This window comes from Nocardioides zeae (assembly GCF_030818655.1).
GTDB classification, from domain to species: domain Bacteria; phylum Actinomycetota; class Actinomycetes; order Propionibacteriales; family Nocardioidaceae; genus Nocardioides; species Nocardioides zeae_A.
On the sequence record NZ_JAUTAN010000001.1, the window covers coordinates 4,001,500 to 4,015,338 of the forward strand.

Sequence of the window (13,839 nt, forward strand, 5' to 3'; positions counted from 1 at the left end):
CGTGGTCGATCACCAGTCACCGTTCGCCGTACCATGGCCCGGTGGCGAACTCCGCGAGCACACGCAAGGGCGGCGACGGGCGGCTCACCGCAGCTCTCGACCCGCAGGACCAGGGACCCCAGGACGCGTGCGGCGTCTTCGGCGTCTGGGCGCCGGGCGAGGACGTGGCCAAGCTGACCTACTACGGGCTCTACGCGCTGCAGCACCGCGGCCAGGAGTCCGCCGGCATCGCGGTCAGCAACGGCCGGCAGATCCTCGTCTACAAGGACATGGGCCTCGTCTCCCAGGTCTTCGACGAGTCCACCCTCGACGCGCTGCAGGGCCACCTCGCGATCGGCCACTCGCGCTACTCGACGACCGGCGCGAGCACGTGGCACAACGCGCAGCCCACGTTCCACCCGACGGCGCACGGCTCCATCGCGCTCGCCCACAACGGCAACCTCACCAACACGGCCGACCTCGCGGCGATGGTGCGCGACCGCAGCGTCCTCGACGGCGAGCTCGACCTCAAGGTGCACCGGCCCGAGCAGGTCGGCTCCACCAACGACACGAGCGTCGTCACCGCGCTGCTCGCCGACCACCCCGACACCACGGTCGAGGAGCGCGCCGTCGAGCTGCTCCCGCAGGTCAAGGGCGCCTTCTCCTTCGTCTGGATGACGGAGAACACGCTGTACGCGGCCCGCGACCCCCAGGGCATCCGCCCCCTGGTGCTGGGTCGGCTCGAGCGCGGCTGGGTCGTCGCCTCCGAGACCGCGGCGCTCGACATCGTCGGCGCCTCGTTCATCCGCGAGATCGACCCGGGCGAGCTCGTCGCGATCGACGCCGACGGCCTGCGCACCCGCACCTTCGCGCAGCCCGAGCCGAAGCACTGCCTGTTCGAGTTCGTCTACCTGGCGCGCCCCGACACGATCATGACCGGCAAGCGCATGCACAGCGTGCGCGTCGAGATCGGCCGTCGCCTCGCCAAGCAGTTCCCCGTCGACGCCGACCTCGTGATCCCGGTCCCCGAGTCGGGCACGCCGTCGGCGATCGGGTACGCCGAGGCCTCGGGCATCCCGTACGGCACCGGTCTCGTGAAGAACTCCTACGTGGGCCGCACCTTCATCCAGCCCTCGCAGACCATCCGGCAGCTGGGCATCCGGCTGAAGCTCAACCCGCTGCGCGACGTCATCGAGGGCAAGCGCCTCGTGGTGGTCGACGACTCCATCGTGCGCGGCAACACGCAGCGGGCGCTCGTGCGCATGCTGCGCGAGGCGGGCGCGCGCGAGGTGCACGTCCGGATCTCCTCGCCGCCGGTGAAGTGGCCCTGCTTCTACGGCATCGACTTCGCCACCCGGGCCGAGCTCATCGGCAACGGGCTGTCGGTGGACGAGATCTGCCGCTCCATCGACGCCGACTCGCTGGGCTACATCGACCTCGACGAGCTCGTCGACGCGACCGACGTGCCGAAGCAGAACCTGTGCCGCGCTTGCTTCGACGGCGTCTACCCGATCCCGCTTCCCACGCCCGAGCACCTGGGCAAGGACGTGCTCGAGGTCGGGCGCGACGGCCCCCGTCGTGCGCACGACCGACGTCGACGGCCTCGCCGCGTCCCTGGCCGGGAGCGGCGCGGCCGACGCGCTGCAGCGGCCCTGACCCGCGCCGTACCCCCGCACCCGTCCCGCCCGAACCACCCCGCAGACCCCTGGGAGCAAGCCACGTGAACCAGCCCGAGAACGCGTACGCCGCCGCCGGCGTCTCCATCGAGGCCGCGGACCGCGCGATCGACCTGATGAAGGGCTGGGTCGAGAAGTCCCGTCGTCCCGAGGTCATCGGCGGCCTCGGCGGCTTCGCCGGCCTCTTCGACGCGAGCGCGCTCAAGGCCTACGACCGTCCGGTGCTGGCCACGTCGACCGACGGCGTCGGCACGAAGGTCGCGATCGCCCAGGCGTTCGACAAGCACGACACGATCGGTTTCGACCTCGTCGGCATGGTCGTCGACGACCTCGTGGTGTGCGGCGCCGAGCCGCTCTTCATGACGGACTACATCGCGACCGGCCGCGTCGTGCCCGAGCGGATCGCCGCCATCGTCAAGGGCATCGCCGAGGCGTGCGTCGAGGCGGGCTGCGCGCTCGTGGGCGGCGAGATCGCGGAGCACCCGGGCCTGCTGGGCCCCGACGACTACGACGTCGCGGGAGCCACCACCGGCGTCGTGGAGGCGGAGCAGATGCTCGGCCCCGGCCGCGTGCGTCCCGGTGACGTCGTCATCGCCATGAAGTCGTCCGGCGTGCACTCCAACGGCTACTCGCTCGTGCGCCACGTGCTGCTGTCCGAGGCCGGTGCCGGCTGGAGCCTCGACCGCCACGTCGACGAGCTCGGCCGCACCCTCGGCGAGGAGCTGCTGACCCCGACGAAGCTCTACACCAAGCCGTCCCTGCGGCTCGCGCGCGAGACGGCGACGCACGCGATGGCCCACGTGACCGGCGGCGGCCTGGCCGCCAACCTCGAACGCGTCGTGCCGGCCGAGCTGACCGTCACCATCGACCGCGGCACCTGGACCCCGCTGCCCGTCTTCGACGTCGTGCGGCAGGCGGGCGACGTCGCCCAGGCCGACGTCGAGGCCACGCTCAACTGCGGCGTCGGCATGGTCGCCCTCACCGACCCGGGCTCGGTCGACGCCGCCCTGGCGATCCTCGCCGAGACCGGCGTCGAGGCCTGGGTCGCCGGCGAGGTGCGCGCGCTGGCCGACGGCGAGCGCGCCGGCTCCGTCAACCTGGTGGGGCAGCACCCGGGCTGGTGAGCCCGCGGGGCCGCCCGTCCCCCCTCCGCACCACGAGCGCCCGCCCTCCGCGAGGAGGACGGGCGCTCGTGCTGTTCCCGGGGTGGCCCGGAGCGGGCGTGCGATCAGCGCGCAGCGCCCTCGAGGGTGCCCTCGACGGGGCCCTCGGTGTCGTAGATGACGCACTGGACGGTGCGGTCGTCGAGACCGTCCCACGAGCCCTGGGTCGGGGTCAGCGGGTACCAGTCCAGGAGCGAGTCGTCGTAGGCGATCTGCGCGAAGTCCTCGAACGCCGGTCCGCACTCCTCGATGGCCTCGTTGTCGATGGCGTCCTGACCCGGGAAGTCGCCGTCCTCGAGATCGAACTGGTGGTAGATCTCCGCCTCATGGGTCTCGGCGCACGGAACGGCGGCGACGTCCTCGAACTCGGTGCCGTCGGGCTCGTCGAAGCAGTCGCCCACCTTGAGCGCGAACGCGTCCTGCGTGCCGGCACTGGTGATCTCGTCGCTGGCGCCGTCGCGCTCGGCCTCGGCCTCGTCCTCCCCGCAGGCGGCGAGCGTGGTGGCGGCGGCGAGCGCGAAACCAGCCGCGAGCACGCGGCGGGCCATGGTGTTGTTCACGTGGTTCCCTTCCCGTCGTGCGCGACCGGTCGGCAGCACACGGAGGGTGAACCTAGCGAAGCCGCGTCCCCGGTGCTGAGAATTCCCTGAGTGACGTGGCGAGGGATGGCTCACACGCTCGCGTGACCGCCCAGAACTGGGACCTCGGAGCAGCTCCGCCCGGACCAGGCGCGCCCCAGCCGCACAGTTCCGGCGCCCGGGCGGACCAGGCCCCCCGACGCACGAGCGCCCGCCCTCCGTGCGGAGAGCGGGCGCTCGTGTCGTCCGTACGGCGCGGGGTCAGCCCCCGTCGCCGCCGGGTCCGTTGCCGCCGCCGGGCCCGGCGCCACCGGCGCCACCGGCGCCACCGCCAGCACCACCGCCAGCACCGCCGCCAGCACCACCGTCACCACCCGCACCAGGACCGCCGCCAGCACCACCGGCACCAGGACCGGCGCCGTCACCAGGACCGGCGTCGCCGCCACCACCGCCACCGGCTCCGGCGCCGGGTGCGGGGTCGGCCGGCTCGGGCGCGGTCGTCTCCGGCTCGCGCGCGCGGGTCTCGTTGGTGGTGGAGCCCCGCGACGTACCGCTGCTGCGCTCGCGGCCACCGCCGCCGAGGCCGAGGAAGCCCTGCGGGTCGGGCGGACCGACGGCGTCGCGCAGCGCTGAGGCGCTGAACTGCTCGAAGTCGTCGCCGGCGAGCTCGTCCCGCACGCCGCGCATGGCGTCACCCCACATGGGGGCGACGTACCCGGAGGCGGACACGTTGTAGAACGTGCGACCGCCGACGCGCTGGCCGGACAGCGGGATGGGCGAGCCCGAGCTGTTGGCGCCCGCGATCATGGCCGCGGTCGAGAGGTTCGGGGTGTAGCCCGCGAACCACACCGAGCGGCCGTTCTGCGTCGTTCCGGTCTTGCCGGCGTTGTCGATGCCGAGGTTCTGCGCGGAGGCGAAGCCGCCGGAGCCGAGGACGCCGGAGAGGATCTCGTTGACCGCGTCGGCCGTCTCCGGCTGGATCACCTGGTCGCAGGTCGGCAGGTAGTCCTTGAGCACGTTGCCCGCCGAGTCGAGGATGCGCTGCACCGGCAGGGCGTCGCAGTGCTGGCCGCGGGCGGCGAACGTCGCGTAGGCCTCGGCCATCTCGATGGGGCTGACGTCCGCCACGCCGAGCACGAAGGAGGGGATACGCTCGGCGCCGCGGCCGGGCTCCTCGGTGCCGGTCGGGTTGTTGAGCTCGACGCCCATCGACCGGGCGAGCTCGAACGGCTCGCAGAGGCCGGTGCGCTGCTCGAGCTGGGCGTAGAACGTGTTGACCGACAGGCGCGTGCCCGTCGTCATCGTCATGTAGCCCGAGCTCGTCGAGTTGGAGGGGTCCCAGATCGTCGAGCCGCCGTAGGGCTCGTCGTCGCAGTCCTTGAAGGTCGACTCCCGCAGCCGCACCTGCTCCGGGGAGTTGATGCCCCAGGAGACCGGGATCCCCTGCTCCAGCGCGGCGGCGAGCACGAACGTCTTGAACGTCGAGCCGGCCTGGAAGCCGTTGGCGTCGCCGAGGCGCTCGGGCACCGTGTAGTTGAGGTAGGTCTGGCCGGCGTCCACGTCGCGACCCATGGGGCGCGACTGCGCGACGGCGCGGACGTAGCCCGTGCCCGGCTCGACCATGGCGAGCGCGCCGATGGCGTTGTCGGTGGGGTCGACCGTCTCGGAGACGGCCTCGTCGGCCGCCGCCTGGAACGGCAGGCGCAGCGGCGTGCGGATGGTCAGGCCGCCCTCGTAGAGCAGTGCGCGACGGTCGGCCTCCGACTCGCCGAGAGCGGGGTCGGCCACGAGGTAGCGCAGGACGTAGTCGCAGTAGAACGCCGCCGCCGAGGAGACGCAGCCGTTGGACGGGGCCGCGACGTTGACACCGAGGTCGCTGCTGCGGGCCTCCTGCTGCTGGGCGTCGTCGATGACGCTGAGCTGTGCCATGCGGTCGATGACGACGTTGCGGCGCTGCAGGGCGCGGTCGGGGTTGACCGTCGGGTCGAGGCCCACCGGGTTCTGCACGAGCCCGGCCAAGAGCGCGGCCTGCGGCAGCGTCAGGTCGGCCGCGTCCACGCCGAAGTAGGTCTTCGCCGCGGACTGGATGCCGTAGGCACCGTTGCCGAAGTAGGCGAGGTTGAGGTAGCGCTCCAGGATCCAGTCCTTGGAGTAGGTGTTCTCGATCGCGATGGCGTAGCGCAGCTCCTGGATCTTGCGCGCCACCGTCTCCGCGGTCGCCGCCCGCCGGGCCTCCTCGTCGTCGCCCGCCTGCTGGATCAGCGTCAGCTTCACCATCTGCTGGGTGATGGACGATCCGCCCTGGACCACGCCGGAGGAGGCCTGGTTGATGACGAACGCGCGCAGGGTGCCCTTGATGTCGAGGGCGCCGTGCTCGTAGTAGCGGTAGTCCTCGATCGAGATGATGGCCTCGCGCATCACCGGCGCCACCTGGGTCAGGGGCACGTTGACGCGGTTCTCGTCGTACAACGTCGCCACGAGGGCTCCGTTCGCGTCGAGGATGCGGCTGCGCTGGGGCAGCGGAGTGGTCTCGAGCTCGGCGGGGAGCTCCTTCACGCTCTCGGAGACGTTCCGCGCGCCCACGCCGAGGAGCCCGGCGAAGGGGAGCGCGAGGCCCGAGGCGACGACGCCCAGCACGACCGACGCCCGCCACCATCACCAGCAGGTGCTTGACGACGCGGGCAGCCGTGAGGCGCTCGGGATCAGAGGAGGCCATGGTGCAGAAGGGTACGGGGTGAACCTGTGAAGGGTCGCGTCCGCGACGACCCCCGACGGCGCAGACGGCGGGCCCCCCGCCCGGCTCGCCCGCACGGGTGAGTCCCGTGGTCCGGTACGGGACGTCCTAGTCATTTAGGACTACGTGATGTGAGCCGTGCGGGTCTGTGAATCTCCTCAGCCTTTCTTTACCTTTCTCCGTGTTGGGTTGGAGAAGTGAGGGCGAGCGGCGTGGGGCTGCGGATCCTCCGGATGATCTGGGGACATCACATGTGGGTCGAGGACTGGACGAACGAGGCGATCTGCCGCAAGACGACGCCCGACGAGCTCTTCGTGCGGGGCGCCGAGCAGAACAAGGTCAAGCAGATGTGCCAGGGCTGCCCCGTGCGCACCGAGTGCCTCGCCGAGGCCCTCGACAACCAGATCGAGTGGGGCGTCTGGGGCGGCATGACCGAGCGGGAGCGCCGTGCGCTCCTGCGTCGCCGCCCCGAGGAGTCGTGGCGCGAGGTGCTGCAGAGCGCCCGCGCCCAGCACGCCGCCACCGCCGCCGTCTGACGACCTGACGCCGGGCTCAGACCCGGCCGACGGCCAGCAGCTCGCCGACGCGGCGGAGCCCGTCGAGGTCGTGCACGTCGCTGGCGAGCGCCGGCACCACGGCGGTCGCCACCTCCGGGTGCGTCGCGGCGAAGCGTCGGCGCAGCTCGCCCTCCCGCTCCGTGATGCGCACGTGGTCGGCGTGCAGCCGCAGCAGGCCCTCGGCGAGGGCGGGGTCGTGCAGCGCCGTACCCCCCGGGTCCCCCTCGGTCTCCGCGTTCCGCGCCAGCCAGCGCGCGGCGGCGACGGCCTCCTCCGCGCCGAGGTCGACCGGGGGCTGCGGGTGTGCGCGGTTCACGACGAGACCGGCCAGCGGCATCCGGTCGTCGGCGAGCCGCTCGACGAAGTAGGCCGCCTCGCGCAACGCGTCCCGCTCGGGCGCGGCCACCACCACGAAGGCGGTCTGGGCGTCCTGGAGCAGGGCGTAGGTCTGCTGGGCCCGCTGCCGGAACCCGCCGAAGACGGTGTCGAACGCCGCCACGAACGTCTGCAGGTCGGTGAGCACCTGCGCGCCCAGCACCTTCGTCAGGGCGCCGGTGATGAGGCCGAACCCCATCCCGAGCACCTTCGCGGGGCCCTTCGCCGGCGCGAGCAGCAGCTTGATGAAGCGTCCGTCGAGGAAGCTCGAGAGCCGTTCCGGGGCGTCGAGGAAGTCGAGCGCCGACCGGGACGGCGGGGTGTCGACGACGATGAGGTCGTAGGTGCCGTCCACCTTCGCCTGCCGGTGGATCTGGCCGAGCTTCTCCATCGCCATGTATTCCTGCGTGCCCGCGAACGAGCTCGACAGCGCGACGTAGAACGGGTTGTCCAGGATCGCCCGCGCCTTCTCGGGGCTGGCCTGGCTCTCGACGACCTCGTCGAAGGTCGACTTCATGTCGAGCATCATCGCGTCGAGCGAGCCGCCGCCGGCCGGGTCGATCCCGACGACGGGCCGCGGGGTGTTGTCGAGCTCCTCGATGCCCATCGACTGCGCGAGCCGCCGGGCCGGGTCGATGGTGAGCACGACGACCTTCCGCCCGCGCTCCGCCGCCCGCATCGCGAGGGCCGCCGCCGTCGTGGTCTTCCCGACGCCGCCGGACCCGCAGCACACGACGATGCCCGTCCCGCGGTCGTCGATGAGGGCGTCGAGGTCGAGGTGGGGCGCGACCTCCGCCGCGTCGCCCGCCAGCCGGCCGACGCGGTGGCTGCTGCGCCGGTGGCTCCCGAGCCGCTCCGCCGCCCCGCCACCGGGCGTGCTGCTGACCGTCATGCCATCCCCTGTCGCCGCAGGTGCCCCGCCAGCTCGTAGAGCCCGCCGAGGTCGACGCCGCCCGCCATGCGCGGGAGCTCGTAGGTGGGGGACGCCGTACGTCGCGACCAGCGCCCGCTGCGCGTCCTCGAGCGCCTTGCGCTCCGCGTGGTCCCGACCCTGCGCGAGCAGGTGCTCCGCGAGGTCGGCGAGCTCGTCGGGCCCGCCGTCGATCCCGGCGGCGCCCAGGTCCTCGGCGAGGGGCGCCGCCTGCGCCGTACCCGCGGTGACGGCCGCGAGGTCGTCGGCGTCCAGCTCGTCGGGGCGGGTCAGGTTGACCACGACGCCGCCCACGGGCAGCCCGGTGCGGCGGAGGTCGGCGATGCCGTCGGCCGTCTCCTGCACGGGCATCTCCTCGAGCACGGTCACGAAGTGCACGGCGGTCCGCGACGAGCGGAAGAGGGTCATCATGAGGTCGGCCTGGGACTTCACGGGCCCGACCTTGGCCAGCCCGGCCAGCTCGTCGGAGACGTTGAGGAACTGGGTGATGCGGCCGGTCGGGGGAGCGTCGAGCACGACCGCGTCGTACTGGCGCGCGTTCTTGCCGCGTCGCCCCGGCTTGGCCGCCTCGAAGACCTTGCCGGTGAGCAGCACGTCGCGCACGCCGGGCGCGATGGTGGTCGCGAACTCGACGACGCCGAACTTGTCGAGGGCGCGCCCCGCACGGCCGAGGCGGTAGTACATCGCGAGGTAGTCGAGCAGCGCGGACTCGGCGTCGATGTGCAGCGCGTGCACGGTGCCGGCCGCGCCGCTCGGCTCCGCGGGGAGGCCCTTGGCGATCCGACGCTCCTCGTAGGGCAGCGGGTCGACGTCGAACATCCGGGCGATGCCCTGGCGACCCTCCACCTCGCAGAGGAGCACCTCCTTGCCCCGGGAGGCCAGGGCGAGGGCGAGCGCGGCGGCCACGGTGGATTTCCCGGTGCCGCCCTTGCCGGTCACGACGTGCAGCTGCACGCCCGGCCAGTCGGGCCCGGGGCGATCGTCGGCGGACACGCGCGCAGCATAGCCAGCGGGCCCTGGGAGGATGCCCGCATGAGCATCTACGCGGTGACCTACACCTACTCCGACGACGTGGCCCTGCGGGACGCGGAGCGCGCCAGCCACCGGGAGTACCTCGCCGGTCTCGCGGAGGCCGGCCACATGGTCGTCTCCGGCCCCTGGGGCGCCGACGAGCCCGCCGGCGCCCTCCTGTTCTTCCGGGGCGACTCGGCCGACGACGTGCGCGCGCTCACGGCGGAGGACCCGTTCGTGAAGCTCGGCGTCGTCGTCGACCAGGTCGTGCGCGAGTACCTGCCCGTCCTCGGCCCCGGCAAGGACGCGTTCGCCTGACAACTCGGCGCGAGCGAGGCGCTCAGTCCGCCGTCAGCCCCGCGGCCGGGGCGGTGCGGGCGGCGCGGCGGGCCGGGAGGACGCAGGCGACGAGCCCGGCGAGCGCGGCGACCGCGACCACCGCCGCCAGCTGACCGTAGGGCAGCACCAGCGCCGCCTCGGGGATCGACGGCTGCACCATCACCTGCACGCCGACGACCGCGAAGTAGACCCCGACGGCCGTGCCGATGAGCGTCGCGACCACGGAGAGCAGCACCCCCTCGGTCGCCAGCGTGCGGCGCAGCTGCCGGCGCGTGAGGCCCAGGGCCCGCAGCAGCGCGTTCTCCCGCGACCGCTCCAGTACCGAGAGGCCGAGCGTGTTGCCGATGCCGATCAGCGCGATGAGCACCCCGATCCCGAGCAGCCCCACGACCGCGATGACGACGATGTCGAGCTGCCGGCTGATCCAGTCGCGCTGCTCGACGAGCGGCGTCACGGAGGCCCCGGTGCCGGCGGTCGCCGCGTCGAGGTCGGCCAGCAGGTCGTCCAGCCCGTCGCCGTCGACGCGCAACCACGCGGCGTACGGCGCGGTGTCGTCGCCCAGCAGCGTCGCCAGGGTGTCCGGCGCGACGATGGCCGCCGTGCCCCAGGCGCCGTCGACGTAGCGGGCCCGCAGCGTCACCGACCCCTGCGGCGTGCTCACCTCGAGCCGCTCGGTGAGGCCCGTCTCCCCGGTCAGCCCGGAGGGCACCAGGATCTCGTCGTCCGCGGGCAGCGCGATCCCGCGGTCGCCGCGCACCACCTCGTCCAGCGCCGTGTCGGCGTCGGCCGCCGCCCCCGGCGCGACCACCGGCAGGGCCTCGTCCGCGAACAGCTGGTCGACCGGCAGCCCGGCGACGGTCGCGTCGAGCACCGGCGCCGCCGCGACCTCGCCGCCCGGCACGACGAGCGCCGCCTCGACCCCCGGGAGGCCCGTGACGCGCTCGGCGAGCGCGTCGTCGATCGGACCCTCCTCGGTGGCGACGGTGATGTCGACCGGGTACTGCTCGTCCAGCTCCGCGTCCGTCGCCGCCCGGGCGCTCGCCATGCCCGTCAGCACGGCCGTGGTCAGCGTGACCCCGATGAGGAGGGAGGCGGTCGTCGCCGCCGTGCGCCGCGGGTTGCGCACCGCGTTGTCCCCGGCGATGCGCGCCGTGGGCCCGGTACGCCGCACGACGAGGCCCACCAGCCGCAGCGCCGCCGGCACCAGGACGGGGCCGAGCAGCACCACGCCGGCGAAGAACAGGGTGCCGCCGGCCACCATCACCACCATGTCGGCGGCGGAGACGGCGGCGGTCAGGCCGGCCACGCCGGCGCCCAGCACGAGGAGGCCGAGGACGATCCGCGCACGACCGGCCGCGGTGCGCACGCTCGGCGCCGCCGCGGGTCGCAGCGCGGCGAGCGGGCTGACCCGGGTGGCGGTGCGCGTCGGCACCCAGGCGGCGACCACCGTCGTCAGCACCCCGCCGACGAAGGCCGCGCCCCACCACACCGGGGACGGCTGCGGCGTGCCCAGCGGGAAGTCGACGGTCGCCTGCAGGAGCGCGACGCCGCCGAAGCCGATCGCGGCGCCCACCAGCAGGCCCGTGGCCGACGACAGCAGGCCGACGACGAGGGCCTCGAGGCGCACGGAGCGCCGTACCTGCCGGCGCGTCGCGCCCACGCACCGGAGCAGCGCGAGGTCGCGCTGGCGCTGCGCGAAGAGGATCGAGAACGTGTTGGCGATGACCATCACGGAGACCACGGCGGCGACGGCCGCGAAGAGCAGCACCACCATCGACAGCACGTCGACCTGCTGGTTCGCCGTCTGCAGGCGGTCGTCGGCCACCTCGGCGGGCGTGAACGTGCCGAGGTCCCCGACCGTGCTCGCGTCGCTCCCCAGCGCCGCGATCTCCGCCGCCACGTCGGCGACGTCGCGGTCGGGACCGACGGCGTAGGTCACCGTCTCCGCCGCCCAGCCGTCGAACGAGGAGACCACGGAGAAGTCGGCCCACAGGGCGCTCGGCGTGAACGTGGTGCGGTCGGCCAGGCCGACGACCTCGAGGGTGGTCGCCGCGTCGCCGGTGCCGACGACGACCTCGTCGCCGATCCCGAGGTCGTCGGCCTGGGCGCGGGAGGCGTCCGCGACGACCTCGTCGGGTGCCTCGACACCGCGCCCCTCGACGAGGTCCTGCCACACGAGGTCGGGGTCGGCCGGCCAGGTGCCGACCGGGGCGTCCTCGACGACGGACGTGCCGTCGGTGCGGCTGACCGGCACCCAGGCGTCGGCGAGGGGTGCGGCGCTGTCGCCCTCGTCGGCGGCCAGGGCCACGACGGCCTCGACGCCCTCGTTCGTGGGCCACGAGGCCACGCCCCCGCCGGTGACGACGAGGTCGCCCCGCTCGTAGGGCTTGCCCACCTCGTCGGTGAGCCCGCCGCGCGCCGCCGAGGCGATCGCGTCGGTCACGACGACGAAGGCGACGGCGATGGCGACGGCCAGCACGGCGGCCACGTAGCGGCGCGTGTGCGTCCGCAGCGACGCGAGCAGCACGGTCCTCATCGGGCGGCACCCCCGTGACCACCCGTGGTGACCGTGCTGCCCGGCCGCAGCGTCGCGACCAGCCGGTCCGCGTCCGGCTCGACGAGGTGCGCCCGCACCGTGCCGTCGGCCAGCACGACGACGTCGTCGGCGTACGCCGCGGCGTCCAGCTCGTGCGTCACCATGACGACCGTCTGGCCGAGCTCGCGGACGCAGCGCCGCAGGAACCCGAGCACCTCCGCGGACGTGTCCGAGTCGAGGTTGCCCGTCGGCTCGTCGGCGAAGACGATGTCGGGCCGCGCGACGAGCGCGCGGGCGATCGCCACCCGCTGCTGCTGGCCGCCGGACAGCTCGCCGGGGCGGTGCCCGAGCCGGTCGCCGAGCCCGAGGGTGGCGACGACCTCGTCGTACCGCGCCCGGACGCCCGCGTCGACCTTCCGGCCCGCGAGCTCGAACGGCAGCAGGATGTTCTGCCCGGCCGTGAGCATCGGCAGCAGGTTGAAGGCCTGGAAGACGAAGCCGACGTGGTCGCGCCGGAAGCGCGTCAGGTCGTCGTCGCCGAGGCCGTCGAGCCGGCGCCCGGCGATGGTCACGGACCCCGCGGAGGGCTGGTCGAGCCCCGCCAGGCAGTGCATGAGGGTGGACTTCCCGGATCCCGAGGTGCCCATGACCGCCGTGAAGCGGCCGGCCGGGACGTCGAGGTCGACGCCGCGCAGGGCGTGGACCTGCGCGTCGCCCCGGCCGTAGGTCTTCGTCAGGCCCCGGGCGCTCGCCGCGAGGGCGGGGGTGGTCGGGGCGGGCTGGACCAGGTCGGTGAAGGGTGTGGTGGACATGGTGGGAACGCTAGGGACGGCGCACCCCCGGCGTCGTCACGCGAGCGGTTGATCCTCGCGGGCGGTGGTACGACGCGCGTGGGACCCGAGGTGGACCCCGGGTCCACCCGTGGGTGGAGGCGGCAGGCCCGGGCGGGTTCGGCCCGGGGGAAGAAAACGCGGACCGGTCGGGGCCCGGGGGAAAGAGAACGCGGACCGGAGCCTCGGATGGATCGATCCAAGAGGCCTCCCGGTCCGCGTTTTCTTTCCCCGGCGCGCACTTTCCTCAGCCCGGCGCCGCCCTGCACGCCTCGACGACGCGCTCCGCCATCCGGTCGGCGCCGGCGTGGTCGTGGGCCGTCAGGGTGACGACCATCGCGCCGCGCAGGATGACCAGCTGGCCGTGGGCGCCGTGCAGGCGCCACGCGTCGCCCGGCCCGCCCCAGGCCCCGAGGGAGTACCGCGCGTAGGACGGGTGCGCCTCGCGCTCGACCCAGGGTGTCCGCATCGCGCGCGGCCACCGGGCGGAGACCAGCCGGGTGCCCTCCCACCGACCGTCGTCCCGGATGAGCCGCCCGATGCGGGCGAGCTCGTCGACCGTCAGGTGCAGGCCCCCGCCGGCGGCGATCCACCCCTGCGGGCAGCGGTCCCACGGCGGGGCGTCGATGCCGAGCGGCTCGAACAGGCGCGGGCCGAGCCAGGCGGCGACGTCCCCCACGACCGTACCCAGCGCGCGCATGGCGGTGTAGGTGCTCGCGTTGGAGTACTGGAACACCCGCCCGGCGGACGGTCGGGACAGGAGCTCGAGCGCGAGGTCCGGCCAGTCGGTCAGCAGGGTCTCCGACCAGGGGAGGTCGATCCCGCTGGTCATCCCGAGCAGGTGCCGCGTCGTCACGGTCTCGACCCCCGCGCCCACGGGGTGGCCGGGGAACCACCGCGCGACCGGGGCGTCGACGTCGAAGACGCCCTCGTCGTGGGCGATCCCCGCCGCCAGCACGCAGACGGCCTTGGCGGCGGAGTGGACGTCGCGGCGCACGTCCTCGGCCCACAGGTGGCGCGCGGTCTCGTCGCCGACGAGGACGTGGGCGGCGTGCGCGCCGAAGCCGTCCTCCTCGGCCGCGCGCACGACGAGGTCGAGGAGCTGCTGGGCGTGGGACACGGGGGAGTCT

Annotated in this window: 9 protein-coding genes and 2 pseudogenes; 4 read left to right on the forward strand and 7 right to left on the reverse strand. The window is 73.8% G+C overall.

Going from position 1 to position 13,839, the window contains the following annotated elements; all coding sequences use genetic code 11:
• Positions 1 to 41 precede the first annotated feature (41 nt).
• Together purF and purM are read left to right on the forward strand one after the other, a co-directional pair.
• A pseudogene (gene purF / locus QE405_RS18950) lies at positions 42 to 1,502 on the forward strand (amidophosphoribosyltransferase); the annotation flags it as partial.
• Between the two features lie 197 nt (positions 1,503 to 1,699).
• Positions 1,700 to 2,779, forward strand: coding sequence for a phosphoribosylformylglycinamidine cyclo-ligase (gene purM, locus QE405_RS18955; RefSeq protein WP_307204172.1), 1,080 nt, complete (start codon positions 1,700 to 1,702; stop codon positions 2,777 to 2,779).
• A gap of 104 nt (positions 2,780 to 2,883) precedes the next feature.
• Here purM and QE405_RS18960 read toward each other — a convergent pair whose 3' ends face one another.
• On the reverse strand, positions 2,884 to 3,378 hold the full coding sequence (locus tag QE405_RS18960) for a septum formation family protein (protein ID WP_307204174.1): 495 nt from the start codon (positions 3,376 to 3,378) through the stop codon (positions 2,884 to 2,886).
• A gap of 279 nt (positions 3,379 to 3,657) precedes the next feature.
• Positions 3,658 to 6,033: a transglycosylase domain-containing protein gene (locus tag QE405_RS18965; RefSeq protein WP_307204176.1), complete on the reverse strand. Its 2,376-nt coding sequence runs from the start codon at positions 6,031 to 6,033 to the stop codon at positions 3,658 to 3,660.
• A 348-nt stretch (positions 6,034 to 6,381) separates the two neighbouring features.
• Here QE405_RS18965 and QE405_RS18970 point away from each other — a divergent pair, with 348 nt between their 5' ends.
• The gene (locus QE405_RS18970) at positions 6,382 to 6,666 is read left to right on the forward strand and encodes a WhiB family transcriptional regulator (protein WP_307205937.1); all 285 of its coding nucleotides are present in this window, start codon (positions 6,382 to 6,384) and stop codon (positions 6,664 to 6,666) included.
• A gap of 16 nt (positions 6,667 to 6,682) precedes the next feature.
• On the opposite strand, the gene QE405_RS18975 is transcribed toward QE405_RS18970, so the two are convergent.
• Together QE405_RS18975 and QE405_RS18980 are read right to left on the reverse strand one after the other, a co-directional pair.
• A complete protein-coding gene (locus QE405_RS18975; RefSeq protein WP_373459499.1) occupies positions 6,683 to 7,954 on the reverse strand; it encodes an ArsA family ATPase in 1,272 nt (423 codons plus the stop codon).
• Positions 7,955 to 8,473: 519 nt separating this feature from the next.
• Positions 8,474 to 9,133: pseudogene (locus QE405_RS18980) on the reverse strand (ArsA-related P-loop ATPase); the annotation flags it as partial.
• Between QE405_RS18980 and QE405_RS18985 the strand changes: the two are divergent.
• Positions 9,026 to 9,322, forward strand: a complete 297-nt coding sequence (locus QE405_RS18985; RefSeq protein ID WP_307204178.1) for a YciI family protein — start codon at positions 9,026 to 9,028, stop codon at positions 9,320 to 9,322. The pseudogene QE405_RS18980 and the gene QE405_RS18985 overlap by 108 nt on opposite strands.
• Positions 9,323 to 9,344: 22 nt before the next feature.
• Here QE405_RS18985 and QE405_RS18990 read toward each other — a convergent pair whose 3' ends face one another.
• The 3 genes from QE405_RS18990 to QE405_RS19000 form a co-directional block, all read right to left on the reverse strand.
• Entirely contained in the window at positions 9,345 to 11,879 is a 2,535-nt protein-coding gene (locus QE405_RS18990; protein WP_307204180.1) for an ABC transporter permease, read from the reverse strand.
• Complete coding sequence (locus QE405_RS18995) at positions 11,876 to 12,691, reverse strand: ABC transporter ATP-binding protein (RefSeq protein ID WP_307204181.1); 816 nt, start codon at positions 12,689 to 12,691, stop codon at positions 11,876 to 11,878. Before QE405_RS18995 ends, QE405_RS18990 begins: the two co-directional genes overlap by 4 nt.
• Positions 12,692 to 12,956: 265 nt before the next feature.
• Positions 12,957 to 13,829: a serine hydrolase domain-containing protein gene (locus tag QE405_RS19000; protein WP_307204183.1), complete on the reverse strand. Its 873-nt coding sequence runs from the start codon at positions 13,827 to 13,829 to the stop codon at positions 12,957 to 12,959.
• Positions 13,830 to 13,839: the final 10 nt, after the last annotated feature.